The 26,040-nt window shown below is 64.8% G+C and carries 16 protein-coding genes and 1 tRNA gene; 11 read left to right on the top strand and 6 right to left on the bottom strand.

Annotated elements, in window-relative coordinates; translation table 11 throughout:
* Window positions 1-56: 56 nt before the first annotated feature.
* The gene (locus NZL82_RS00310) at window positions 57-1,067 is read right to left on the bottom strand and encodes a LacI family DNA-binding transcriptional regulator (protein WP_261267787.1); all 1,011 of its coding nucleotides are present in this window, start codon (window positions 1,065-1,067) and stop codon (window positions 57-59) included.
* Between the two features lie 316 nt (window positions 1,068-1,383).
* Here NZL82_RS00310 and NZL82_RS00305 point away from each other — a divergent pair, with 316 nt between their 5' ends.
* From NZL82_RS00305 to NZL82_RS00285, 5 genes are all read left to right on the top strand, one after another.
* Window positions 1,384-3,645 carry a beta-glucosidase gene (locus NZL82_RS00305; protein ID WP_261267786.1) on the top strand — a complete coding sequence of 754 codons (2,262 nt, stop codon included), beginning with the start codon at window positions 1,384-1,386 and terminating at the stop codon, window positions 3,643-3,645.
* A 138-nt stretch (window positions 3,646-3,783) separates the two neighbouring features.
* Window positions 3,784-7,035 carry a TonB-dependent receptor gene (locus NZL82_RS00300; protein ID WP_261267785.1) on the top strand — a complete coding sequence of 1,084 codons (3,252 nt, stop codon included), beginning with the start codon at window positions 3,784-3,786 and terminating at the stop codon, window positions 7,033-7,035.
* Window positions 7,036-7,094: 59 nt separating this feature from the next.
* The gene (locus NZL82_RS00295; protein ID WP_261267784.1) at window positions 7,095-7,799 is read left to right on the top strand and encodes a SapC family protein; all 705 of its coding nucleotides are present in this window, start codon (window positions 7,095-7,097) and stop codon (window positions 7,797-7,799) included.
* Complete coding sequence (locus NZL82_RS00290; RefSeq protein WP_261267783.1) at window positions 7,792-8,829, top strand: cupin-like domain-containing protein; 1,038 nt, start codon at window positions 7,792-7,794, stop codon at window positions 8,827-8,829. Before NZL82_RS00295 ends, NZL82_RS00290 begins: the two co-directional genes overlap by 8 nt.
* The gene (locus NZL82_RS00285; protein WP_261267782.1) at window positions 8,826-10,358 is read left to right on the top strand and encodes a tryptophan halogenase family protein; all 1,533 of its coding nucleotides are present in this window, start codon (window positions 8,826-8,828) and stop codon (window positions 10,356-10,358) included. Before NZL82_RS00290 ends, NZL82_RS00285 begins: the two co-directional genes overlap by 4 nt.
* A gap of 17 nt (window positions 10,359-10,375) precedes the next feature.
* Here NZL82_RS00285 and NZL82_RS00280 read toward each other — a convergent pair whose 3' ends face one another.
* Both NZL82_RS00280 and NZL82_RS00275 read right to left on the bottom strand, forming a co-directional pair.
* Window positions 10,376-12,631, bottom strand: coding sequence for a glycoside hydrolase family 3 N-terminal domain-containing protein (locus tag NZL82_RS00280; RefSeq protein WP_261267781.1), 2,256 nt, complete (start codon window positions 12,629-12,631; stop codon window positions 10,376-10,378).
* 32 nt (window positions 12,632-12,663) lie between these two features.
* The gene (locus tag NZL82_RS00275) at window positions 12,664-12,879 is read right to left on the bottom strand and encodes a hypothetical protein (RefSeq protein WP_261267780.1); all 216 of its coding nucleotides are present in this window, start codon (window positions 12,877-12,879) and stop codon (window positions 12,664-12,666) included.
* Between NZL82_RS00275 and NZL82_RS00270 the strand changes: the two genes are divergently transcribed.
* From NZL82_RS00270 to NZL82_RS00250, 5 genes are all read left to right on the top strand, one after another.
* Window positions 12,878-13,942 carry a LacI family DNA-binding transcriptional regulator gene (locus tag NZL82_RS00270; protein WP_261267779.1) on the top strand — a complete coding sequence of 355 codons (1,065 nt, stop codon included), beginning with the start codon at window positions 12,878-12,880 and terminating at the stop codon, window positions 13,940-13,942. The genes NZL82_RS00275 and NZL82_RS00270 overlap by 2 nt on opposite strands.
* Before the next feature lie 4 nt (window positions 13,943-13,946).
* Window positions 13,947-14,450 carry a carboxypeptidase-like regulatory domain-containing protein gene (locus tag NZL82_RS00265; protein ID WP_261267778.1) on the top strand — a complete coding sequence of 168 codons (504 nt, stop codon included), beginning with the start codon at window positions 13,947-13,949 and terminating at the stop codon, window positions 14,448-14,450.
* An 8-nt stretch (window positions 14,451-14,458) separates the two neighbouring features.
* Window positions 14,459-17,029, top strand: coding sequence for a TonB-dependent siderophore receptor (locus NZL82_RS00260; protein ID WP_261267777.1), 2,571 nt, complete (start codon window positions 14,459-14,461; stop codon window positions 17,027-17,029).
* 91 nt (window positions 17,030-17,120) lie between these two features.
* Window positions 17,121-18,596, top strand: a complete 1,476-nt coding sequence (locus NZL82_RS00255; protein WP_261267776.1) for a glucoamylase family protein — start codon at window positions 17,121-17,123, stop codon at window positions 18,594-18,596.
* 276 nt (window positions 18,597-18,872) lie between these two features.
* Window positions 18,873-18,946, top strand: a tRNA-Gly gene (locus NZL82_RS00250).
* On the opposite strand, the gene NZL82_RS00245 is transcribed toward NZL82_RS00250, so the two are convergent.
* The 3 genes from NZL82_RS00245 to NZL82_RS00235 form a co-directional block, all read right to left on the bottom strand.
* Complete coding sequence (locus NZL82_RS00245; protein ID WP_261267775.1) at window positions 18,912-19,124, bottom strand: hypothetical protein; 213 nt, start codon at window positions 19,122-19,124, stop codon at window positions 18,912-18,914. The two genes, NZL82_RS00250 and NZL82_RS00245, sit on opposite strands and share 35 nt — an antisense overlap.
* A gap of 261 nt (window positions 19,125-19,385) precedes the next feature.
* On the bottom strand, window positions 19,386-20,360 hold the full coding sequence (locus NZL82_RS00240; protein ID WP_261267774.1) for a DUF6607 family protein: 975 nt from the start codon (window positions 20,358-20,360) through the stop codon (window positions 19,386-19,388).
* Window positions 20,361-20,491: 131 nt separating this feature from the next.
* Entirely contained in the window at window positions 20,492-22,546 is a 2,055-nt protein-coding gene (locus NZL82_RS00235) for a TonB-dependent hemoglobin/transferrin/lactoferrin family receptor (protein ID WP_261267773.1), read from the bottom strand.
* A gap of 583 nt (window positions 22,547-23,129) precedes the next feature.
* Here NZL82_RS00235 and NZL82_RS00230 point away from each other — a divergent pair.
* Complete coding sequence (locus NZL82_RS00230; protein WP_261267772.1) at window positions 23,130-26,018, top strand: TonB-dependent receptor domain-containing protein; 2,889 nt, start codon at window positions 23,130-23,132, stop codon at window positions 26,016-26,018.
* The last annotated feature ends 22 nt before the right edge of the window (window positions 26,019-26,040 follow it).

Genomic DNA, 26,040 nt, shown 5'->3' with positions numbered 1-26,040 from the left:
GGCCAGCTTCCACCCGGCCCGTACTACATAGCGATACCGGCATTCGCGCTACCCAATCACGGGCTACAGGAACTCGCTCTGACCATCAGCTCATAGGGGAGTTCGATCGAGGATCTTGCGCCATCGGGACCATCGCTTCGTTCTGCCAGCAGGCTGACGGCGGCAGCCGCCATCTCGCTATTGGGTTGCCGGATCGTCGTCAGCTGTGGCCAGGCCATGCGTGCCAGCTGGGCATCATCGAACCCGACAATGGCCAATTTCTGGGGTACCGCGATCTGTGCCCGCATCGCAGCCACCAGCACGCCCAGGGCCATTTCATCGTTGCTCGCGAAAATGGCGCTCGGTCGGCGTGCACCATGTAACAGAGCCTCGGCGGCGACGATGCCGGATCGGAAGGTGAAGTCCCCCTGCAACACCGCCTGTTCGTCGAGCGTCATACCGGCAGCATCCAAGGCATCCTGAAACCCTAGCCAACGGCGATGGGCGGAATGATGGGTCGGGTTGCCCTTGATGAAAGCGATGTCGCGGTGGCCGAGATGGATCAGATGCTCCGCCATGGTGCGCGCCGCCGCGCGGTCGTCAATCCTGACATGGGGCGTGCGATCGACGTCGGTACCCGGCGCAATCCGAACCAACGGCACACCGTGCCGCTCGAAAATTGCGATCAGTCCCTCGCAGTCGCAGATCGGCGGCGTCAGGATCGCGCCGCCCAGTTTCAACCCGACCAGGCTTTCCTCCAGCCGGGCCTGCCAATCCGGACGGTCGAGCGCCACGGTCTCGATGACGACGTGGCGGCCCAGCGACCGCGCGCGGTCGAGCGCGCCAAGCAGTACGTCATTGGCATAGCTGCATGCCGGATCGTCGAAGAACAGGCCGATCAGAAAGGAGCGCGCGCTTGACAGGCTACGGGCAAAGGCGTTCGGCTGGTAATTCATCTCCGCCACCACGCGCGAGACAGCCTCTCGTACCGCCGGTCGGACATGCGCTTCGCCGTTGATGACGCGGGAAACGGTCTTGGGGGAAACGCCGGCCTGTCGGGCCACGTCCTTGATGGTAAGCGCCTTCATGGAAACATCCGGTCGAAAGACAAAAAAGCGGCATGCTGGATCGGCCTAGCCGATGAGAGGTGCAGAACGACGGCAAAGCGTCCCACATGCCGCGATCTTATGCAATCGGGTGCAGGGTGCCATTACGGGTCGCTACGAGCAGTCGAAGGCGACGGCGGAGGATTGACCGTTGACATCGTTGTCAGTCTTGCGGACAACAGGCGCTGAAAACGGGAAGACCGGGAGAGGATCGTCACGCCGACGATGCGCGCCGCGCATCGGGCCGTGCTCCATATGCCTCGGCCGGGTTTCCCGAACCCCTGTTCGGAGCGCCACCATGTCCTATCGTCACGCCCTTGTCGTCGCGCTCCTTGCGGGGGCCGCGCCGGTCGTCGCATCGGCGCAGCAAACCTCGTCGCAGGCTCAGGCGACTGAGGGCGCATGGCGTGACAAGGCGGCTCCGGCGGTCGAACGCGCCCGCGCGCTGGTCAAGGCGATGACCCGCGCCGAAAAGCTGGCCTATGTCCATGGCCTGTTCCCGCCCATGACCAAGGAACGTCATGCCGACATGATACCCTCGGCCGGCTATGTGCCCGGCGTGCCGCGTCTGGGCATCCCGACGTTGCGGGAAAGCGATGCGAGCCTGGGCGTCGCCAATCAGGTCGAACAGCGAAAGGGCGACACCGCCACCGCCTTGCCCTCCAGCCTGGCGACGGCGGCCAGTTTCGATCCCGCCATCGCCTATGCCGGGGGAGCGATGATCGGGGCGGAAGCGCGCGCCAAGACCTTCAACGTACTGCTGGCAGGCGGCGTCAACCTGACGCGTGATGCATGGAACGGGCGGAACTTCGAATATCTGGGCGAAGATCCGCTGCTGGCCGGAATCATGGCAGGTGCGTCGATCCGTGGCGTCGAGTCCCAGCATATCGTGTCCACGGTCAAACACTATGCGCTGAACGCGCAGGAAACCGGGCGCAACATCCTGGACGCGCGCATCGACGAGAAGGCGCTGCGCGAAAGCGATCTGCTCGCGTTCAAGATCGCCATCGACGGGGGACGGCCCGGGTCGGTCATGTGCGCCTATAACAAGGTCAATGGCGACTATTCGTGCGAGAACCGTTTCCTGCTGACCCAGGTCCTTCGCGACGAATGGCGCTATCCCGGCTTCGTCATGAGCGACTGGGGCGGCGTCCATTCGACCGAGAAGGCGGCGCTCGCCGGACTGGATCAGGAATCGGGCCAGGAACTCGACAAGCAGATTTATTTCGGCAAGCCGCTGGCGGATGCGATTGCCAGCGGTCGCGTGCCCGAGGCGCGGCTGGATGAGATGGTCACGCGGATCCTGACCGGCGTCATCGCCAGCGGGCTGTACGATGATCCGACCCCTGCGACCGCACAGGCGATCGACTATGCCGCCCATGCCGATGTCGCACAGCGCACGGCGGAGGCGGGAATCGTGCTGCTGAAGAACGACCGCGACGTCCTGCCTTTGGCCGCGACGGTGCGGCGGATCGTGCTGATCGGCGGCCATGCCGATGTCGGCGTATTGTCGGGCGGCGGGTCGAGCCAGGTTCGCTCGGTCGGCGGCGCGCCGATCGAGATTCCGCTGACCAAGGGCGCGGCGGCGTCGTTCGCGCGGATCACCTATCACGCCTCCTCACCGCTGCGTGCGATGCGGGCGCTGGCCCCCGGTGCGCAGGTCACCTTCGTCGACGGTCGCGATCCTGCTGTTGCTGCGGCGGCGGCCAAGTCGGCCGACATTGCGATCGTGTTCGCGACCCAGTGGCAGACCGAAGCGCAGGACGCGACTTCGCTGTCGCTGCCGGATAATCAGGACGCGCTGATCGCGGCGGTCGCAAAGGCCAACCCGCGCAGCGTCGTCGTGCTGGAGACCGGCGGGCCGGTCCTGATGCCCTGGGCCGATCAGGTCGCGGGGATTGTCCAGGCCTGGTATCCCGGCCAGCGCGGGGGCGAAGCGATCGCGCGTGTTCTATTGGGTCAGGTCGACGCTTCGGGCCGTCTGCCGATCAGCTTTCCGGTCCGTGCCGCCCAACTGCCCCGACCGAACCCGGTGCTGCCCGCTGGCGTGACCGCATTGACCGACGCGTCGAGCAACGCGGGCGTCGTCGACACCGGCGATCTCGCCCCGTTCCCGGTCGATTATTCGGAAGGCAGCAATGTCGGGTATCGCTGGTACGCCGCGCGCGGTGACCGGCCGCTTTATCCTTTCGGCTATGGCCTCAGCTATACGCGCTTTCGCTTCGGCGATGCCCGGTTCACGGGCGGCACGGCCCCGGCCGTCGAAGTCGCCGTCACCAATATCGGTAAGCGGCAGGGCGTGATCGTCCCGCAACTCTATCTCGCGGGCACGGGGCAGGGGCCCATGCGCCTGGCGGGATTCCAGCGGGTTTCGCTGGCACCGGGCGAGACGAAGACACTGGCGATCCCCGTCGATCCCCGGATCCTGTCGCGCTGGACGGCAGGCCGTGGTTGGGCGATCGCGCCCGGCCGCTATCGCCTGACGCTCGCCACCGATGCCCAGAGCCCGGTCGCCAATGGAGAGGTGAGTGTGGCGGCGGAAGCACAGTCGCCCGGTTGATTGATCGGGCGCCACGCCGCTGCGGCATTTTGATTGACACCGATGTCGGTCGGTATAGCAATGAACTATAAAGAAAATAATTAGCCGAAATAGTCGGCGAACAGGCGGCGTGACATTGCCGTAAATGGGAGAGGTGGGATGAAGGGGAAGACGCTTGCGCGCGTGCTCGTGCGCTCGACATCGGTTTTGAGCCTGACGGCGGGGTTGCTGCTGGCCTCGCAGGGCCAGGCACAGACCGCGCCGATCGACCCGCAACAGGGCACTCCCCAGGCGGATACGGGCAGTCAGACACTCCCGCCGGGTGAGGCCAGCCCGACCAATCCCCAGCCCGAAACCAGTTCCGATGACATCGTCGTCACCGGCGTTCGCGCGTCACTGGAACGCTCGATCGCGATCAAGCGCGATTCGAACGGCGTCGTCGATGCCATCAGCGCCGAGGATATCGGCAAGTTCGCCAACACCAACCTCGCCGAGTCGCTGCAGCGCATCACCGGCGTTTCGATCGACCGACGCAACGGCGAGGGCTCGACAGTCACCGTCCGAGGTTTCGGCGCGCAATATAATCTCGTGACGCTCAACGGCCGCCAGCTCGCGACATCCAACATCGTCGCGGTCGGCGGCGACCAGGGCGGTGACGGCGCGGGCGGCTTCGGGCGCTCGTTCGATTTCTCCAACCTCGCCTCGGAAGGGGTGAAGACGCTGGAGGTCTACAAGACGGGGCGCGCCGCGATCCCGTCGGGCGGCATCGGCGCGACGGTCAACGTGGTCAGCCGCCGCCCGCTCGACAATGCCGATACCGGTCTGGTCGGGTCGATGGGCGTCAAGGGCAGCTATGACAACAGCTCCGCTGATTGCATCGACTGCGGCGCGCGGGTCACGCCCGAAGCCTCGGGCACGGTCAGTTGGTCCGACAGCGAAAAGCGCGTGGGCGTGTCGCTGTTCGGCAGCTACCAGAAACGCAATTTCAGCTTTGCGAGCGTTGCGCCCGACAATTGGAATATTCGCTCGCTCAACGATTTCCTGAACCCGTCCAACGGCTTCGTGAACGGCGCGACCAAGATCAACAACCGTCCGACGGGCAACCCGCTGGTTTCGGTGCCCAACGACTTCCGCTATCACTTCTCCGAGGCCAGCCGCGAGCGGATCAACGGCCAGGCGATCCTGCAATTCCGCCCGACTGACACGCTGACCTTCACCGCCGATGGTCTCTATGCCCAGTTGCGCCAGTCCGAGCGACGCTCGAGCCAGTCCAACTGGTTCAACCGGCCGTTCAGCGAGGTGACGTTCGACGATGCCAGCAACGGCATTGCCACCACCCAATTCCTGGCCGAGACGATCAACGGCGTGAAGGATGCGGCCTTCGAACAGGCCTATCGCGCGCAGAAGAACAGGCTGTATGATGTCGGCGGCAATATCGAATGGAAGCCGAGCGACCGCTTCACCCTGTCGATCGACGGTCATATCGGCGAGGCGCAGAGCCTGCCCGACAATCCCAATGGCCAAACCTCGACCACCGTCGCGATCAACGCGCCGGTCGTCACCGGGCATACGCTGCGCTGGACCGATAAGGGCTTCCCTCAGCAGACGCTGACGATCAACGATGGTACGCAAAGCACGACCCCGACCGGCCAGTCCTTCATCAAGGGCAACAACAACGGTATACTGGACGTCGGCGATCTGGCGAGCGCGGTGCAGCGCCAATTCGCTTCGAACCAGACGCAGCGGATCCGCGAGCTGCGCGCCGATGCCGCCTGGGAAGTCACCGACCAGATTCGCTTTGACGCGGGCGCCGATTACCGCACCACCACCACCCGCCAGACCCAGTTCAACACGCGTCAGGTGCTGGGCGACTGGGGCAACTCGCTGCCGCCCGACATCGCGCGGCTGGCACCGGGGCAGGTCTTCCAGTTCTGCAACACCTGCAAGTTCGAGCATAACAATCCGAACGCCGATCCGAACACGCAAATCGCCTTCCGCACGGAGGATGCGACCAAGCTCTACAACACGCTGTTCGACTATTATTCCGGCGTGACGAACGACGGCGTCGATCACCGCAACAATATCGATGCGAACAGCGACAATTCGGTGCGCGAGAATATCTGGTCCGGATACCTCCAGGGCAGCTGGAACGGGCAAGTTTTCGGCCGCAACGTGCAGATCGTCGCCGGCCTGCGTTACGAGAATACCAAGGTGCGAGCGGTGTCGCTGCAACCCGTGCCGCTGGCGATCGTGTGGACGGCGGACAACGACTTCGTCGTCCAGAACAGCACCGATCAGCAGGCGATCTCCGCGCGCGGATCCTATAGCAACTGGTTGCCAGCGGTGGACGCCAAGATCGAGGTGCTGGACAATCTGTTCGCCCGCGCCTCGTACAGCAAGACGATCTCGCGTGCCCCTTACGGCAACCTGTTCGCCTCGACCGGCGTCGGTGCGCCCGGGCGGCCGACCGCGATCGGTGGCATCGCGACGGGCTCGTCCAACAATACCGGCCTCTTGCCGCTGTCGTCGGACAATATCGACCTGTCGGTCGAATGGTATCCGCGCAAGGACGTCTTCCTGTCGGCGGGCTTCTTCGACAAGCGGGTGCACAACTTCATCGGCAACACCGTTGTGAACCGCAACCTGTTCGGCCTGCGCGACGCCACATCGGGTCAGGCCGGCACGCGGTCGGGCACAGCGCGCGAGCAACTGACCAACACGTTCGGCGCCGACATCACCGACGTCAATCTGTTCACCTATACCGCGCTGCTTCAGCAGAATAACGGCAATGTTGCGGCGGCGAACGCGCAGTTCGCGGCCAATTACAACACGCAGAGCCGTGCCCTGAACCAGGGCTTCGTCGACTCGATCCTCAGCCAGGTCGACATCAGTCCGAATGCCAGCGATCCGCTGTTCAACTTTGCGGTGAACACGCCGATCAATAACCGCGACGCGCATATCTATGGCGTCGAGCTGGCAGGGCAGTATTTCCTGGGCGAGACGGGCTTCGGCGTCGCGGCCAGCTATACGCTGGTTCGCGGCAATATCGGCATCGACATCGCGGCCGATCCCAGCGTGAACACCTTTGCGCTGGTCGGCCTGTCGGACACCGCCAATGCCACGCTGATCTATGACAAGAGCGGCATTTCGGTCCGCCTGTCATACAATTGGCGCGACAAGTTCCTGAGCGATATTAACCGCGGCGGCGATCGCAATCCGGTCTTCACCGCGCCCTATGGCCAGTTCGACGTGTCGATGAGCTTCGACCTGACGCCACGCTTCGCGCTCGGCTTCGAGGCGATCAACCTGACCGAGGAGGGTGTCCAGACCTATGGCCGCGATCGCATGAACACCTGGTATCTTGCCGAAGGTTCCGCCCGCTATCTGGTCGGCGCACGCTATCGCTTCTGATTTCTGAAACTCGGAAGGCCGCTGTCCCCCCTGCGGTCTTCCGGGTACATGGGGCGATCATGGCCGCACCTGTACTGCTCAACAATGTCGACCATCGCGACCTTCGTGTCGCGATCGGTCATCACGCCCGCTTCGGCGATGCCATCAACCAGACGCGGGTGTTTCCAACCGAGTTCGAGGAGCTTCAGCGCGAATACGCCATCGTGTTGCGGCGCGACGAAGGTGGAGCGCTTTACGCTACCGTTCTCCTCGGCCTCGACCCGGACGAAAACCTGTTCCTGAAGGGCGATCGCTGGGAGGCCCGCTACGTTCCGGCAACCCGTTCGCGCGGGCCGTTTTCGATCGGCCACGACCCGACCGGGGAGCCCATGGTCTTCATCGATCCCGAGCATCCGCGACTGTCCACCGAAGGCATTCCCGTGTTTCGCGAGCATGGCGGCAACGCGCCGCTGCTCGATCATGTCTCGGTCATGCTGCAACGCATTTATGCAGGCGTGCAGACCGAGCAGGCCATGTACGAGAGTTGGGCCGCGCTCGATCTACTGACGCCCGCCGTCCTGCAACTCGATCTGGACGAGGGGCGGCGGTACAATGTGCCGGATTGCCTGACGATCGACACCGCGCGGCTGGCGGCACTGGAGGCCGGGGCCCTGGGCGATCTCCATGCGCGGGACTATCTGCGACCGGCATTCTGGATCGCCTCCTCGCTGGGCAATCTTCGCCATCTGATCGACCGCAAGCTGAGCCTGGACCCCCATGGCTGACCAGCTGCCCACTGGGCGTCATGCCCGTGAACTGGCGGAAACGGGGGCGCCCGACCTGGCTTCGCTCGTCGAAGGCAACGAACCGGTCATCCTGCGAGGCTATGCGGCGCATTGGCCGCTGGTCCAGGCAGGGCGGGTTTCCTCCCGTGCGGCAGCCGACTATCTCCTGCGCTTCGACCGTGGGCGACCGGTGACCGGCTATGTGGGTGACGCGGCGATACGCGGACGTTTTCACTATGACGAAAGCGTCACGGGACTGAATTTCCAGACACAGACTCTGTCCCTGCGCGACTTCATGGCGCGGCTGCTGGATGGAGGCGACGGGTCGGAGGATATGCCCGCGCTCTACATGGGTTCGACCGATCTCGACGCCTATCTGCCGGGCTTTCGCGTCGAGAATGATCTGGTTCTCTCCGACGGGCTGTTCGACCGACACCCGCCACTGGCCAGTATCTGGATCGGCAACCGGACCATCGCCTCGGCGCATTACGACATGGCGAACAATGCGGCGATCTGCGCCGTTGGTCGACGTCGTTTCACGCTGTTTCCGCCCAACCAGATCGGCAATCTCTATCCCGGTCCGCTTGCCCCGACGCCGGGCGGGCAGGTGGTCAGCATGGTCGACTTCGCCCGGCCCGATCTCGACCGCTATCCCCGATTTGCCGATGCCATGGGCCAGGCCGTGGTGGCCGACCTCGAGCCCGGTGACCTGCTGATCTATCCGGCGCTGTGGTGGCACCATGTCGAGGCGCTGGAAGCGTTCAACATCCTCGTCAATTATTGGTGGAACGCCGCGCCGGACTATCTCGACACGCCGATGGATAGTGTGATGCATGCCATGCTGTCGCTGCGCGACCGCCCGGCGGCGGAGAAACAGGCCTGGCGGGCGATCTTCGACCATTATATCTTCGGCGAGAGCGACGCGGTCACCGCCCATTTGCCGCCGGCGTCGCACGGCCCGCTCGCGCCGCTCGACGAGGCCATGGCGCGGCGGCTTCGTGCCTATCTCCTGCAAAGGCTGAACCGATGAGCGTGCCCTATCCGCCGACCCGTGTCGTCATTGCCGGGGGTGGGACGGCCGGGTGGCTCGCGGCAACGGCGCTGGTTCGGCAGTTGGGACCGCTGGTCGACGTCACGCTCGTCGAATCGGACGAGATCGGCACGGTCGGCGTCGGCGAGTCCACCATCCCGACGGCGCGCAGCTTCCATGCCTTTCTCGGCATCGACGAAGCCGAATTCATGAAAGCGACCCAGGCGACCTTCAAGCTCGGCATCGCGTTCGAGAATTGGGGACCGGACGGCGCGCGCTATTTCCATCCGTTCGGAACGGTCGGTCGGTCGGTGGCGATCGCCGATTTCCAGCATTTCTGGTTGGAGGCCAAGCGTCACGGGTTCGGCGGTGCGTATACCGACTATTCGCTCGAGGCGCGGGCAGCGGAGGCGAGCCGGTTTGGACGGGACGAGGCAGGGACCCTGGCCTATGCCTATCATCTCGACGCGACGGCCTATGCCCGCTTCCTGCGCGGCGTCGCCGAACCGGCGGGGGTGCGCCGGGTCGAGGGCCGTATCGCCAGCATCGAGCGTCATGGCGAGGGCGGCGACATCGCCGCGCTGCATCTGGTATCGGGCGACCGTGTGGAGGGGGACCTCTTCCTCGATTGCACCGGCTTTCGTGCGCTGCTGGTCGAGGGTGCGCTGGAGACGGGCTTCGAGGACTGGAGCGAATGGCTGGCCTGCGACCGCGCGTTGGCGGTTCAGACCGAAGCCGTCTCTGCGCCGGTTCCCTATACCCGCGCCATCGCGCACCGGGCGGGCTGGCGCTGGTGCATCCCGCTTCAGACGCGGGTGGGCAACGGGCTGGTCTATTCCTCGGCCGACATGAGCGAGGACGAGGCGACCGCCACGCTACTCGCCGGGATAGAGGGCGCGCCGCTATTCGAGCCGCGTGCTCTGCAATTCCGCGCCGGAATGCGTCGGCAGGCCTGGAGCCGCAATTGCGTGGCGCTTGGACTTGCCGCCGGGTTTATCGAGCCGCTGGAGTCGACCAGCATCCATCTGGTCATGATCGCGGTTATGCGCCTGATCCAAGGCTTTCCGTTTCAGGGACAGGACAGCGCGGCGCTGCGGACACGGTTCAACGCCCAGTCGCGTCACGAATGGGAGCATATCCGAGACTTCATCATCCTGCACTACGCGCAGACCGGGCGGACGGACTCGGCATTCTGGCAACGCCGTTCAACGATGAACGTGCCCGAGGCGCTCGCGCAACGCATTGCACTGTTCGTCGAAAGCGCGGGGGCCTGGCAGGGGCAGGATGATCTGTTCAAGATCGATTCGTGGGTTTCGGTCATGCTGGGGCAGGGACTTGTTCCCAAGGCCCATCACCGCATTCCGGGAATGATCGGTCCGCCCGCCTTGCAGGATTCCTTCTACGGCCTCGACCAACAGCTTTCGCGGCAATTGCAGCAGATTCCGGACCATCTGGCGTTCATCAAGGACTATTGTGCCGCGCCGGTCCGGGCGGACGTCAGGACGGAGCCGGCGAACACAGCCCTCTGACCTGACGTCGCTGGAGTTCACGTCAGCGTGAATGTGCCCGCCAGCCCTTCGGCTTCGGCGGATGGTGCGACCCATAAGCAGAAAGTGCCGGGTTCGGTCGTCGGCGTCAGGTCGCGGCCGATAAAGGACAGGTCGGCGCGGGTGAGGGTGAAGGTCACATCCTGCCGCGCCCCCGGGGCAAGGGTGACGCGGGTGAACGCTTTCAGCACACGCACCGGTTGGGTCACGCTGGCGACGACATCGTGGACATAGAGCTGGACGACTTCCGTCGCCGTCATGCGGCCCGTATTGGCGATGGTCGCGCGGATCGTCAGCGGCGTGTCGCCCAGCGTGGCAGTGCTCAGCCGAAGGTCCGAATAGTCCATCTTGCCGTAGGTCAGGCCGTGACCGAACGCGAACAAAGCACTGTTCGGATAGTCGCGAAAGTGCGCCTTATAGGGCTGTAGCGCTCCAGGCGGGTTGGGGCGGCCGGTGCTGCGATGCGCATAATAATAGGGCACCTGCCCACTGGCGCGGGGGAAGGATACCGGCAGCCGCGCGGAGGGGGAAACCGCGCCGAACAGGATGTCGGCGATGGCCGGGCCGTCCTGCGAGCCCAGGAACCACGTCACCAACAAGGCGGGTGCCTTCGCCACCGCACCGGTCAGCGCGAGCGCCCGCCCGGTGCGCAACAGCACGACATAGGGTTTCCCGGTCGCGGCGATCGCCTCGGCCAGTGCCTGTTGCTCGGCGGGCACGACGATCTCGGTACGCGACTGCGCCTCGCCCGACATGTTCTGCGTTTCGCCGATCGCCAGCACGACGATGTCGGCGGCACGCGCTGCGGCGACCGCGCGCGCCAAATCGCTGCCATCGTCCATGGTCGCGCCGGGAACGGTCTCACGCACCGCGGTGACGAGGTCCACCGCCTCGCGATCGGTGCCATAGACATTCCATGGCCCGATCAGATCATGGCCGCCGCCCGCGAACGGCCCGATCAGCGCGATCTTCTTTCCCGAGCGGGGCAGGGGGAGCACGTCGCCTTCGTTGCGAAGCATGACGATGCTGCGCCCGCCCGCCTCGCGCGCAAGCGCCAGCGTCTCGGGGGTGCGCAGCCGGGCTTTCTCGCGCGCCGGATCGATGCGGCGGAAGGGATCGTCGAACAGCCCGAGCGCGACCTTGAGCGCAAGCACGCGACGCACCGCCTGGTCGAGCCGTGCCATTGGCACCTCGCCTTTCTCGACCAGATCGGGGAGGTGTTGGAGATACAGCCCGCTTTGCATCGACATGTCGACGCCCGCGAGGAAGGCAAGGCGCGCGGCATCACGGCCATCCTTGGCGAAGCCATGTGCGATCAGTTCCTCGTCACCCGTATAATCGGAGACGACCAGCCCACCAAAGCCCCACTCCTTGCGCAGGATCGTGTCGAGTAGCCACGGGTTCGCCGTCGCGGGCACCCCCGACAGATCGTTGAACGATGCCATCACGGTCGGCGCACCCGCCGCGAAGGCCGCCTGGAAGGGCGGGAAATAGACGTCGCGCAGCGTACGTTCCGATACGTCGACGCTGTTGTAATCAAGCCCGGACTCGCCCGCGCCATAGGCGACGAAATGCTTGGCACAGGCCGCAACGGCATCCGGCGCGGCAAGGCCGCTGCCCTGAAAACCCTCGACGCGCGCTGCGGCCATCAACCGACCGAGCAGCACATCCTCCCCCGATCCCTCGACGCCTCGGCCCCAGCGCGCATCGCGGGCGATGTCGACCATCGGCGCAAAGGTCCAGTCGATCCCCGAGGCCGACGCCTCGACCGCTGCGGCACGAGCGGTCCGACGCGCCAGATCGGGATCAAAGCTCGCCGCTTCGGCAAGCGGCACCGGGAAGACGGTGCGCAGGCCGTGGATGACGTCGGCGGCAAATAGCAGCGGAATTTTAAGCCGCGAACGGCGCACCGCCTCGGTCTGCATTCGCCGCGCCATCTCCGCGCCATTGCCGTTGAACACGCCGGTCAGCTCGCCCCGACGGACCATGCGCAACTGCGCATCGAAGCTCGACGCCGCGCCCGCCGGGTTGAGCGAAATCGCCGCGCCCCCGGCCCAGGCGGCTGCGAGGAGATTGAGTTGCCCGGCCTTCTCGACGAGCGTCATTCGGGAGATCAGCGCCTCGACCGCCGCAGGAAGTGGGCGTTCGCCGACGATGGCGAGCAGAGCCCGTGCCGGACTAGCCGACCATGCCAGTGCCGCACCAGCTCCTGCTAGCAATGCACGCCGCGATATCCGTCGATCCTGACCGTTCATCCTGCTCCCTTTCGTTCTCATTTATACGTCATTCACGTCGTGACCGGGAAGGCGATCCGACTTTCTGCCCTGTCTCCACCGCGATCGATGCGGTCAGCAAGAACAGGGCGTTGGATCACTTTCCAGCCGCCGATCGGAATGGCGCCCAGCCGAACAATCGACCGATTGATTGTCATTCCTAGTTCATGTAAGCGGTTTCTGTAAGCGGTTACAAGCCCGCGATCGAGAGAGGATGCTTCGACGGCCATGTTGCCCGACAAACCCGATTCTGCGCCCGTTGCCGCCCCGGCGGCGCGGGGTGCGCATGCGACGATCCACGACGTCGCGCGGGTGGCGGGTGTCTCCGTCGCATCGGTGTCGCGTGTGTTCAACGGGCGGGATCATGTGCGCGCCGAAATGCGGGCCCGGGTCGAGGAGGCGGCGGCGCAGCTCGGCTATGTCCCCCATGCCGGTGCGCGCAGTCTCAGCATGGCGCGGACCGGGGCGATCGGGGTGGTGCTGCCCGATCTGCACGGCGAGTTCTTCTCCGAATTGCTAAGAGGCATGGACAGGGAGGCGAGCATGCGTCGATTGGGGCTGTTGCTGACCGTGCTCCATGACGGGCGCGGGCTCGATACGCTGGCAGCGCTGCGGGGGCAGGTCGACGGGCTGCTGGTGATGGCGCCCGAACTCGATCCCGATGTGCTTGCACAGAATATGCCGCGCGGGCTGGCCGCTGTGTTTCTCGCCTGCGTGCCGCAGAAGGGCAGTCCGAACCTGCGTATCGACAATCGCGCCGGGGCCGCTGCGGCGGTCGCGCATCTGGCGGCGGGCGGGGCGAAGCGGATCGTCCACATCTCCGGCCCCCTGGGCAATCTCGACGCGCAGGAGCGCTGTGCGGGCGCGCAGGACGCCGCCGCCGCAGCGGGCGTCGCGCTCAGTGTGATCGAGGGCGATTTCCTGGAGGCGAGCGGCGTTGCGGTCGGCGAGCGCGTCGGGGCGGGGACGCTGGAGGCGGATGCGATCTTCGCGGCCAACGACATGATGGCGATCGGCGCGCTGACGGCGTTGAAGCGCCACGGCGTCGCGGTGCCGGGGCAGGTCGCGGTCGCCGGTTTCGACGACATTCCGCTGGCTAGGTTGGTGAGCCCGGCGCTGACCAGCGTCGCGGTCGATATCGCGGCGATGGGCGCCCGCGCGGTGGCCCGGCTGGCAAGGCAGATCGAAGGTTTCCGCGAAGGATCTTCGGAAGACGCAACGACCGAAGCGGACGAGGTGATCGTCCCGCATCTGATGGTGCGTGAAACAACAAGAGAAGCAGACAGGGGATAGGATTATGAAAAGGAACGCATTCAGGCTGGCACTTGCCGGGGCGACGATGCTGGCGGGGCTGGGCGCCGGGGCGATGTGGAGCGCGCCTGCATCGGCGCAGGCCGGGCAGGCGGCGCTGCGCGGCGTGATCCGTACCGCGCCCGACAACCCCTTGCAGGATGTGACCCTGGTCGAGGTCGACACCGGCTTTCGTCGTACCGTCGTGCCCGGCGCGGACGGCAGCTATAATTTCCCGTCGCTGCGGGCCGGTGCATATCGGCTGGAAATCCGCCTTCAGAAGGGCACGCGCAATTCGGACGAGTTCACGCTGCGGGTCGGGCAGAATGCCGGGCTCGACCTCGACCTGACCACCGCCCGGCACCCGCGCAACCCGCGCCCGGCGACAACACCGCAGGCGAGACCACGCCGCCCCCGGCCGAAGCGCAGGCCGGCGACATCATCGTCACCGGCAGCCGCATCCGCTCGCTGTCCGGCGGGCAGGTTGGGGTCAACATCACCCCCAGGCTGATCGAGCAGTTGCCGCAGAACAGCCGCAACTTCCTGGCCTTTGCCGATCTCGCGCCCGGCGTCCGCTTCATCGAAAGCTCGGACGGCAGCTCGCGCATCCAGGGCGGCGCGCAGGGGTCGAATTCCGTCAACGTCTTTATCGATGGCGTCAGCCAGAAGGATTACGTGCTGCGCGGCGGCCTGACCGGGCAGGACAGCTCGCCGGGCAACCCGTTCCCGCAGCTCGCGATCGGCGAATATCAGGTGCTGTCGTCGAACTACAAGGCGGAGCTGGACCAGGTCAGCTCGGTCGCGATCATCGCGGGCACGAAGTCGGGTACCAACGAATTCCACGGTGAAGGCTTTTTCGACTTCACCAACCAGAATCTTCGCGACCGTCGCCCGACCGAGATCTTCCCCACCAAGATCACCAAGATCCCCTCGGAAGACAAGCAGTTCGGCGTCGCGCTGGGCGGACCGATCGTCAAGGACGTCGCGCATTTCTTCGTCAGCTACGAGGGCAAGCGGCGGCAGGTCCCGATCGACATCCTGCCGACCAACGGCGTGGCGGTGTCCAGCCTGCCCGCGCAGTATCGCGACATCTTCGGGTCGTACAACTCGAGCTTCCGCCAGGACCTGTATTTCGGCAAGATCGACCTCGAGCCGACCGACAAGGACTTGATCGAGCTCACCGGCAAGTACCGCAACGAGACCGGCGTGCAGATCGGCAACGGCAATGCCGCCTTCTCGACCCGCACGTTGAGCAAGGTCAACGAGAAGCGGGGCATGCTGCGCTGGCAGCATACCGATGACAAGTGGATCAACGACGTGCGCGTCTCCTATGAGGATGTCGCCTGGTCGCCGCAGCCCGCCGAGAACGGCATCGGGCAGCAGTTCCGGACCACCACCCGTAACGGCAACAGCGTGTCGACCTTCGACCTGTTCCGCACCGGCGCCGGGCTTGGGTTCCAGGACAAGGGGCAGAAGGGCTGGACCGTCCAGGACGATTTCACCTGGACCGGCGTCGAGAACCACACGTTCAAGGTCGGCGCGAAGGCGAAATGGGTGACGCTCAACTCGCTCGAGCAGAACCTGATCAACCCGCTCTATCTCTATGACACCACCTTGCCGTCGGCGAGCGGTTTCAACGACCAGATCCCGTACAGCCTGCAATTCGGCGCGAATGGCAGCCTGGGCGATCCGCGCATCCGTTCGAAGAACTTCCAGCTCGGCCTGTATGCGCAGGACGACTGGGACGTGACCGATCGGCTGACGCTGAACCTCGGCCTGCGCTGGGATTATGAGCGGACCCCGGCGTTCCTGAACTATGTAACTTCCGCCGAGAACGTCAACGCGGTGTCGCCCGCAAACTATCCAAACCTTGTGAATGCCGACTACAAGATCGGCGACTATATCTCGACCGGCAGCAATCGGAAGGCGTTCAAGGGGGCGTGGCAGCCGCGCGTCGGCTTCACCTATCGCCTGGACGAACAGGGCCGGTTCGCGGTGTTCGGCGGCTATGGCCGGTCGTACGATCGCAACCAGTTCGACTTCCTGCAGCAGGAACTGGCCAATGGCCGTTTCCAGCGTCGCGAGTTCCTTTTCCAGGGCGCCGACACGATCAATCCGTGCACGCCCGGACCGAACTGCATTCCCTGGAATCCGATCTATCTGACCGATGCGGGCCGTCAGCAGCTGATCGGCAATGGCGGTCCTGGCGGGCGCGAGTTCCGCTTCATCAAGAACGACCTCAAGGTTCCTTATTCGGACCAGTTCAGCCTGGGGGTACGCGGGCGGTTCAACCCGGTCGAGTTGGAAGTCGGCTATACCCGGATCGTCAGCAAGGACGGGTTCGTCTATCTGCTCGGTACGCGTCGCCCCGACGGGTCGTTCTTCGCGCCGTCACCGACCACGGGCGCGCCGCAGGGGCCGAACACCAGCTTCGCGCCTTCGGGTTATGGCGCGATCATCCTGGGCGACAACGGGCTCGAGACGCGCGCGGACTCGGCCTATGCCAAGCTGACCAAGGCCTATTCTGCGGCCTCGCCGTGGAGCATCGACGCCACCTATACCTTCACGGCGGCGGTCGATAACCGGCCGAACAACGACCAGTCGTCCTACTTCCTGCTCGATTTCCCCAAGGCCTCGGATTATCCGATGCTGCGTTCGGGCGTGGTCCCGCGTCACCGCTTCGTGGTCGCGGGCAGCGTGGACACGCCGCTGGGCGTGACGATGTCCGCGAAGTTCCAGATCGAGAGCCCGACCTTCCAGCGCGCCCTGCTCGATACGTCGACGCCGTATCAGCGGACGCTGGTCGGCTCGGAAGTGTTCGGGCTGGGCGATCGCTGGGGCCGTCGCCAGCTCGACCTGGCATTCACCAAATATGTGCCGCTGAAGTTCATCAGCGATGCGACGCGCATCCGCTTCCGCGTCGACATCATCAACGCGATGAACGACCGGAACTATGTCGACTATAACAACGACCCCAGCGATACGACGCGCACGTCGGGCTCGCCGAGCATCTACCGTGAAGTGTCGACCTACAGCATCGGCGGCAATCCGCCGCGCACGGTGAAGCTGTCGGCCGGCTTCAACTTCTGATGATCCGTCGTCATCCCGGCCTCGGGCCGGGGTGACGGCCCTGACAGGCCGCAGAGACGGTCGAGAATGACAGGAGAGGACGGCTGACCGCATGACGTTCGACCGACGCGATATCGTGCGCGCCGCCGCGCTTGGCGGGGCGGGGTGGCTGGCGGGGTGTACCGCCGGGCCGCTTGCGCCCAAACGAGCGCCGCCAATGGCGTTTCCTGGCGTGCTGCCGAAGGTGGGCACCACCCCGGCAAGTGCCAGCGACCCGTTGATGGACGACATTCAGCAGCGCACCGTCAGCTATTTCTGGAATACCACCGATCAGGTCACGGGGCTCGCGCCCGATCGGTGGCCGACGCCGAGTTTCGCATCGATCGCCGCGGTCGGCTTTGCGCTTACGACGTATCCGATCGCGGCGGCGCGTGGCTGGATCACGCGGGCCGCCGCCGCGCAACGCACTTTGGCGACACTGCGCTTCTTCGCGAATGCGCCGCAAGGCCCGGCGAAGGACGGCACGAGCGGCTATAAGGGCTTTTTCTACCATTTCCTGGGCGTCACCAAGGGGCATCGCTTCGCCAGGACCGAGTTGTCGACGATCGACACCGCGCTGCTGCTGGGCGGCGTCCTTTTCGCGCAGACATGGTTCGACGACGAGACCGACCCTGCGGAGCGGGAAATCCGAGCGCTGGCCGACCAACTCTACCGTGCGGTCGAATGGGACTGGATCACGCCGCGCAAGCCGTTCGTCTCGATGGGCTGGCATCCCGAAAGCGGGTTCATCGGTTCGGACTGGAATATCTATAACGAAAGTCTGATCCTGTACGTCCTGGCGCTCGGCTCGCCGACGCATGCACTGCCGCCCACGACATGGGACGAGTGGACCGCCACATTCGACCCGTCCTGGGACGAGAAATACGACAATCCGTTCACGGCTTTCCCGCCCCTGTTCGGGCATCAGTACAGCCAGGTGTGGCTCGATTTTCGTGGTCTGATGGATAGCTATTCCAAGCGGCGCGGGTTCGATTATTTCGAGAATAGCCGCCGGGCGACCTATGCGCAGCGCCGCTATGCGATCAACAATCCGGCGGGCTGGCGCGGCTATGGCGAGAATGTCTGGGGACTCACCGCGTGCGACGGGCCGGGAGATTTCGTCCGGAAGATCGACGGCCGGAACCGGGAGTTCTTTTCCTATTCGGGACGCGGCCCCGGCGACCGCGACGACGGGACGATTGCACCCACCGCCGCGCTCGGTTCGGTGGCGTTCGCGCCGGAAATCGTGCTGCCTGCGGCGCGTGCGATGTATTCCACCTATGGCACCGCGATCTACGACCGATACGGCTTTCGCGATAGCTTCAATCCCACGATGACGCTGAGAGACGTCAAGCTGCAACACGGCAAGGTCGTGCCCTATATCGGTTGGGTCGCGGATGACTATCTCGGCATCGACCAGGGACCGATCGCGTGCATGATCGAAAACTGGCGCAGCGGGCTGATCTGGAAGACGATGCAGAAGAATTCCTATATCCGCGCCGGGCTTACGCGTGCCGGGTTTACGGGCGGCTGGCTTTCATCGGCATAGCTGGCTGGCCCTCATGGAGAATTTGCCGCTGCGGTCGATGGCGACGAACAGGTAGAGCTTGCCTCCAGCGGTTCGCACCTCTGCAATATTGCCTGTGGGAGGCATCGATGCGGCGCTGATCTGGTCATTCGAGGAAATCCGGTGAATTGGGACGAACTGCGTTGACGACCACGCCAGGAATGTGGCACTCGGCCGTCAGATCGCAAGCGGGTCTGCAAACCGGGATTCTGGCCCGGGGCGTCGCGAGCGATGAGAGCAACGATAAGTCGTTGTTTCGCGGGTGTAGCTCAATGGTAGAGCAGAAGCTTCCCAAGCTTACGACGAGGGTTCGATTCCCTTCACCCGCTCCATCTGAAAAGTACGTTCCTGCTCGACAGGCTTCCCCATCGCTAGACAGATGATCGCTGCAAGGCGGTCCTGCACCTCAGTCTCGACGCCGCGCACGCTCTTAGCGGGCGTCAGGATGATTCGATCTATCAGGTTGCGGAGCGCCGGGATGGTCGCTTCCTTGGCGTACGGGGCCGTCACCGCTTGTGGAGGTTTTCGACTTCGCGTCGGTAATCCGCTGCCTCGGTCGGGTGCAGTGCGACGGCTGGTAGAGCATGGGCCGCGCTTAGTTCTTCGCGCGCGCGGTCGCGATCGAGGCGGGCTTGCCCCAATGCGTCTCGTCGTCACCGACGCCAGCCCTACGCCAGCGTCGGTGGCCTTCAGGTCAATGGGCGCCGATCCGCACGATCACAAGGCCAAGCCGCATCGGAGCGATGCCGGCCTGTCAAACGCGCCTATCCATCAACCGATCGGCGTGGTGCGTCCGTCGATCAAGGCCTTCGCCTCGGCCGATCCGGCGGCGGTGGTGATCTTGCCCGACTGGATGTCGTCGGCGATCGCCAGCAGGCGGCCACTGATCACGGTGCCGGTCTCGGCTTCCTCGGGGATGGCGATGCCGCCCTTTGTGTCGGCGATGCGCGCCCAGGCCGTCCTTACCGCGGCCCAGTAATCCTTGGTCTTCGACCAATAGTCCTGGGCGGCCTTCACGTCATAGCCGTCGAACCGCTCATAGGTGTTGAGTACCGATTCCTGGACGATGGGGACGAGTTTGCCGTCCTTCAGCCCCATCTTCATATTGTCCTGCCAGTGGATCCAGCCGGTGGGCGTCGGCTGGTGGCGGTTGATGGCGTAATAGCGGTCATAGACCGGATGGCGCACGGCATCGCGGCGAGCGAGCGGGCGCCAGGTCCAGTTCGAGCGCCAGCGCCGGACTCCGCCCTGCGTCTCGAACTGGCCCCATCCGGCGTAACGCGGGCTGTCGTCGACCTGATAGACGGTTTGCGACCAGCGACCGGCGCGCATCCGCTCCGGTACCTCTTCCCATGTCCATTTGCCCTGACCTGCATAGACCAGCATACGAGACGGCTGATAATCCCAGTCCTGGCGCCAATGCTTGATGACATGGGACTTGCCGTCATGCTCGACGACCAACAGATGCTGGAGCGCGATATGGTCGGGCGTGTCCTCGATCACCCGCACGACTTCGTTGCCGCCGGAAATCTTGCGCTCCAGCGGCGTATAGCCTGCCATCCAGGGGGTCGTTTCCTGCATGTCGAAGCGAACCTTGTAATTGCCCGCCATCGCCAGGATTTCGGCGCGATCGGCGGTCTTGGCAGCTTGGGCCTCGGCAGCGGTCTGCTTGACCGGGCCATCGGCATGGGCGGGCACGGGCAGCAGCGCAAGCGCGGCGATCATCAGCATCGGACGATAGGTCATCGATGGGCTCCTCAAAAGCGGAAGGTGAGCGAAGCGCTGGCATTGCGCCCCGGCTGGGTGAAGGCGACGGGCGGCACGTCGGCGGCGCCGGCGGGGAGAGGGCGGGGTGCGCTCAGCCCGCGCACGTCTGACTACCAGGCATAGGTGGCGTTGGTCAGGTTGAAGACGCCCGCCCGGAACGTCAGCGCGTCGCTCAGTCGCGCGAACAGCGTCGCGTCGAGGATGGTGAAGGCGGCCGGGCGGAAACATTCGGTGCTGCACAGCCCGGTCGTGTCCTGCGTCGCCTTGCGCGCGCTGTGGGTCATGATGATCTGGCCACCGAAGCGCCCCGATCCCGGTTCGCGCCAGCCGATCCCCATCACCAGCTTGAGCGGGTCGATCGTCGCCAGCGGCTTGCGCGTCCCGTCCGGCGTGCTCTGCTCCCCCTCCGAATAGGAGATGGCGAGCTGGCCCGTCACGCCATTGTCCGCCCGCCCTTCGAACCGCGCCTCGGCGCCTTTCACCTTTGCGCGGTCGAGATTGACGAACTGATACTGGGCGGGATTGGTCGGGGTGAAGGCGCCGCCCACCACCTCCTGGCTGATGAAGTCGCGATAATCGGCGCGAAAGACGCTGGCCGACAGATCGACCGTTTCGCTGTTGAGGCGCAGCCCGGCCTCGACCGCTTCGCTCGTCTCGGGGCGGAGGTTCGGGTTGGGAATGGAGGTATAGCCGAAAGCGAGGTTCGAGAAGAACTGGTTGATCTGCCCCGGCTCGGGCGCGCGGAACCCGCGGGCATAGCTGGCGAACAGGCGTATCGTCGGGGCGAGTGTGACCACCGCGCCGATGCGCGGGCTCACCCGGTCGGCAGACTGACCGGCGCCCACGAATTGGGGCAGCAGCGGATCGCGTTCGGGCGACAGGCGATACCAGTCGTAGCGGAGTGCCGGGTGCAGGGTCAGCGGACCGATCCCGATCTCGTCCCCGACAAAGGCCCCGGCCAGCGTGAAGTTGGTGGTCGGGAAGGCGCGGGTCGGAAAGGTTTCGCCAGAGGGCGGCACGGTGCCGTCGCGGACGCCGCGCTGGCGCAGGACGCTGACATCGGCACCGGTCACCAGCCGATGGGTGACCGCGCCTGTCGCAAAGCCCAGCCGTATCTCGCCCGATCCGCCATAGACCCGGTTCTCCAGCGTGTTCAGCCGGGTGCGGTCGGCCAGCGTCCGGCGATCCTCCGCGCTGAACTGGCGATCGTCGGCATCCTGAATATAGGCGGCCGCGCGTGCGAACTGGACGAGGCCTGCACCGTCATAGGTCCAGTCGAGCGCACCGCGCCAGCGCTTGCCGGTATCGCGTGCCTGCAACCCCGCGACGCTGGTGTTGATGCCGGTCAGCACGTCGGTCTCGACCCGGTTGTCGAGATACTCGCCGGTTGCGCGAAGACGATGCCCAGGTGCGACGTTCCACACCAACTTGCCGAGCAGCGCGTTGGACTGGCCGTCCTGCGGATTGGGTGCGGTGCGGGTGACGCCGGTGCCCTCGACATCGCCCCGGTTTTTCAGCTCGGAAAAGTCGCGCCGCGTATAGGCGAGCATCGCCGAGACAGTCCCCGAACGCGCGGCGACGATGCCCGACTGGGTGAACTCGTCATCCGCCGAATTATACTGGGTGCGAAGCGATCCGCCGACGGACGCGTCGCCCAATATGTCGCCAGGGTCGCTCGTCGTGAAGCTGACCGCGCCCGCCAGACCGTCGCTGCCATAAAGCGCTGAGGCGGGGCCACGCAGAAACTCGACCGACTTGATGAGCCCGAGATCGACATAGTCGCCACGCCCCACATCCTGTGCGCCGAAGCTGAAGCCATAGGGTATGCGGACGCCGTCGACTTGGATCAGCACCCGATTGCCGCCGATCCCCCGGATGACGAAGCCTTCATTGCCCGCGCGACCGGTCGACCCCGCCGCCGCGCCGAAGCGGGTGGGCGCCCGGCGCACGCTGATCCCCGGTTCGAAGCGAACCAAGTCCTTGATGTCGGTCGCCAGCTCGTCCGCAATCTGATCGGCGTTCTTGATCGAGATGGTGACCGGCGCGTCCTGTGCCTGGATCGGCGCGCGGGTGGCGGTCACTACGACCTCTTTCTGATCCCCCGCATCCTTAGGCTCGCGGACAGGCTCTCCGAGCGCTGCCACCATGGCAAGCGTCAAAAGCATCTCATACCCCTTTCAGCTATCGATAATCATTCGCAACGCCCTTTAGTACTGCAGTCATAAATATGCAAATGACTCGCATTACCTAAAGGGCAAGGATGTGAGGAGGCGAGGGTATGGGGCTCAACGCTACCGCTCCTGCTCTCTCTGCCGATCAGGTGGCGTATATGAGCAACACGCGCCGGGCATTTTTGCGAACAGACATCATCCCGATTGACAAGAATCACGGCATAATATCGTATACAAATCGTCAGGGGCTATGAGGGACGCATGGCGCATCGAACCTGTTACTTCGCCGTAGTGGGGGGGCCCTTGGATGTCAGCGATCGATTCGTTGCATTGGGCCGGAAATCGCGGCGTGACGGACGGGTGGGGGTGCTAGGCCGGATCGGCGCGCACGGGACGCGACTTTGCATCTCACCGGGGAATTTGGGGAATGTCGATGGGGCCTGGCCTGAAATCGGCTTGGGCGTGACCCACCTACCTCAACGACGAACTTAAGCCATTTCAAGGCGGCATAAACAGACCGTCGAAAATCCGCAGCAGGAACGGAGGCAGATCAGGAAAGATAAGAAGGGGACAGATCATGGCTAATGGAACGGGTCGTATGCGACACTGGCGGCTGGCGAGCGTGGCGATCGGTGCGCTGATCGTGGGTGCGCAGGCGCAGGCGCAGACCGCGCCGACGGAGGGAAGCGGCGCGACCACGGCCGCGACCGGCGACGAGACGATCGTGGTGACGGGATCGCGTATCCGTCGCGATCCGTTGGACCAGACTGCACCCCTGACCGCGATCGACAGCGCGGACATCGCTCGTACCGGCCTGTCGTCGATCGGCGACGTGCTGCAAAGGTTGCCTGGTGCGGCGGGCGGCCTCAATTCCCGCTTCAATCGGTCCGGCAACAATGGCAATCCCCCCGATGGCGGCGGCGTGGGCGCCGGTTCGGCCGAAATCGACTTGCGCTATCTGGGCAGCCGCCGGACCCTGGTACTGGTCGACGGCCTGCGCTTCATCAACGGCAGCGCGGCCAGCGGCGTGCCGGGCGCGGTCGACCTCAATGCCATTCCCGATGGCATGATCGATCGCGTCGACGTGCTGCGTGACGGCGCATCCACCATCTATGGCTCGGACGCGATCGCAGGCGTGGTCAACATCATCACCAAGAAGCGGCAGAACGGCTTTCTGGCGACCGCGCAACTCGGTGCCTATGATGAGGGCGACGGCGTCACCCAGAACTATCAGTTGAGCTGGGGTCATCGTTCCGAGGATCAGCGGGTATCACTGGTCGTGGGGGCCAATTACATCAAGCAAGGCTCGGTCCTCGCCGGGGATCGCCCCTATTACGCCTTCCCCGATCCGGGCGCGACAGCCTGCACCAGCAGCTGTAGCTCGGGCACGCCCAATGGCCGGTTCATCATCAACAACCCGGTGACGGGGGAGTCGATGAACCTGACGCTGAAGAGCAATCCCCTGACCCGTCCCCGTTTCGACCCCAGCGATCCCACGGGTGCGAACAGCGATTTCAAATCCTTCACGGTGGCGGACCGGTTCAACTTCCGACCCTATAACTATCTTCTCACGCCGCAGGAACGCGTCGGCGCGTTCGTCAACTTCACCGGGCAATTGTCGGATCGTGTCCGCCTCAGCACCAAACTGATCTACAACCGTCGGACGTCGGACAATCAGGCGGCACCGCTGCCGCTGTTCGTCGGGCCGGATGCGGGCAACGGCAATTTGCTCGATACCATCTCGATCGACCGGACCAATCCGTTCAACCCGTTCGGGGTGACGTTGAGCGCTGGCAATAACGGTACGCCTGCCAATTACGGTTTCATCGGCCGCCGCTTCGTCGAGAACGGACCGCGCCACTATAGCCAGCGCGTCGACACCATGTACATGTCGAGCACCCTCGACGGGCAGTTCGGGATCGGCGAGGGGACCTGGTATTGGGACGCCAATCTCATCTATGCCGAGAACCAGGCCAAGCAGGTGGCGCACGGCAATGTGAACGCGGCCAATCTCGCGCTGGCGTTGGGTCCGGCCGCCAATTGCACCGGTGCCTGCGTTCCGTTCAACATCTTCGGCGGGGCAGGCTCGATCACGCAGGCGATGATCGATTACGTCACCTTCACCCAGCGCGACCGGTCGGAGCAGACGATGACCGACGCGACGCTGAACCTGACCGGCACGCTTTTGCAGCTTCCCGCGGGGCCGTTGGGGCTTGCGGCGGGCTATGAGTTCCGCCGCCAGACAGGCTCCTTCACACCCGACGCCATCGTCGCGGCCGGTCTGGGCTCCGACATTCCGGCGCAGCCGACCTCCGGCGCGTTCAACGTCAACGAGGTCTATGGCGAACTCAGCATCCCGGTATTGAAGGACGTTCCCTTCTTCCGCCTGCTGGAGGGCAGCTTCGCCGCCCGCTATTCGGACTATTCGACCAGCGGCAACCGGACGGTGATGAAGGGCGGATTGAGCTGGAAGCCTTTCGAGGATCTGCGTCTGCGTGGCACATGGGCGCAAGGCTTCCGTGCGCCCAGCATCGGCGAGTTGTTCGGCACGCCGTCGCGCTTCGACGGCGGCGTGATCGATCCCTGTTCGGGCCTGGCCAGCCTGCCGGCGAACAGCACGGTTCGTCAGAACTGCCTCGCCCAGGGGGTACCGCTGAACTATGTCCAGAACGGCCTGCAACTGCCGATCCTGACCGGCGGCAACCGCGCGCTGAAGCCCGAGCGGTCGGAAAGCTGGGTACTGGGCGGCGTGTACAGCCCAAGCTGGGCGCGAGAGGCCGGCTTGGCCAGCCAGTTGAGTCTGGAGGCCGATTATTACACCATCCGGGTCGATGACGCGATCTCGTCGATCGGCGCCGACGTGCTGCTCGCCAATTGCATCAATCAGAACGACGCCGCGAGTTGCGGTGCGATCACCCGGTCGGCCACGGGCAGCGGACAGATCACGCAAATCCGTGGCCTGCTGCAGAATATCGCATCGCTCAAAAGCGAGGGTATCGATGTAACCCTGACCTACCGCAGTCCACGTATGGGGGCCGGGACGATCGGGCTGACCTGGGCGAGCAATGTCCTGCTGGAATATTCCACGACGCTGCCGACCGCGACGGGCAGTGAGAAGCTGGAACGCCAGGGCACGGAGCGCGGCGATCAGGCCTATCCGCGTTTCAAGAGCGTGGCGACGATCGACTGGTCGAGCGAGACCTTCCTGGCGTCGCTTACTGGTCGCTATATCGGCAAGGTAACCGAGCCCGCCTATGACAATCGCGAGATGAAACCGATCCTGTATCTCGACGCGCAGGTCGGGTGGACCTTGCCGTGGATGGACCGGCGCCTGACGCTGACCGCCGGCGTCAACAATCTGCTGGGTCAACGTGCGCCGGATTGCCTGAGCTGTGGCGGGTTCGATCCGACGACCTACGATCTGCCGGGCCAGTTTGGTTATGCCCGTATCGGCTTCAAGTTCTAAGAATTGGGGCGGTCGGGGCAAC

This window comes from Sphingomonas sp. LC-1 (assembly GCF_025371035.1).
GTDB classification, from domain to species: domain Bacteria; phylum Pseudomonadota; class Alphaproteobacteria; order Sphingomonadales; family Sphingomonadaceae; genus Sphingomonas; species Sphingomonas sanguinis_E.
Note: the sequence above shows the minus strand (reverse complement) of the source record. Positions and strands in the feature narration are given on the sequence as shown.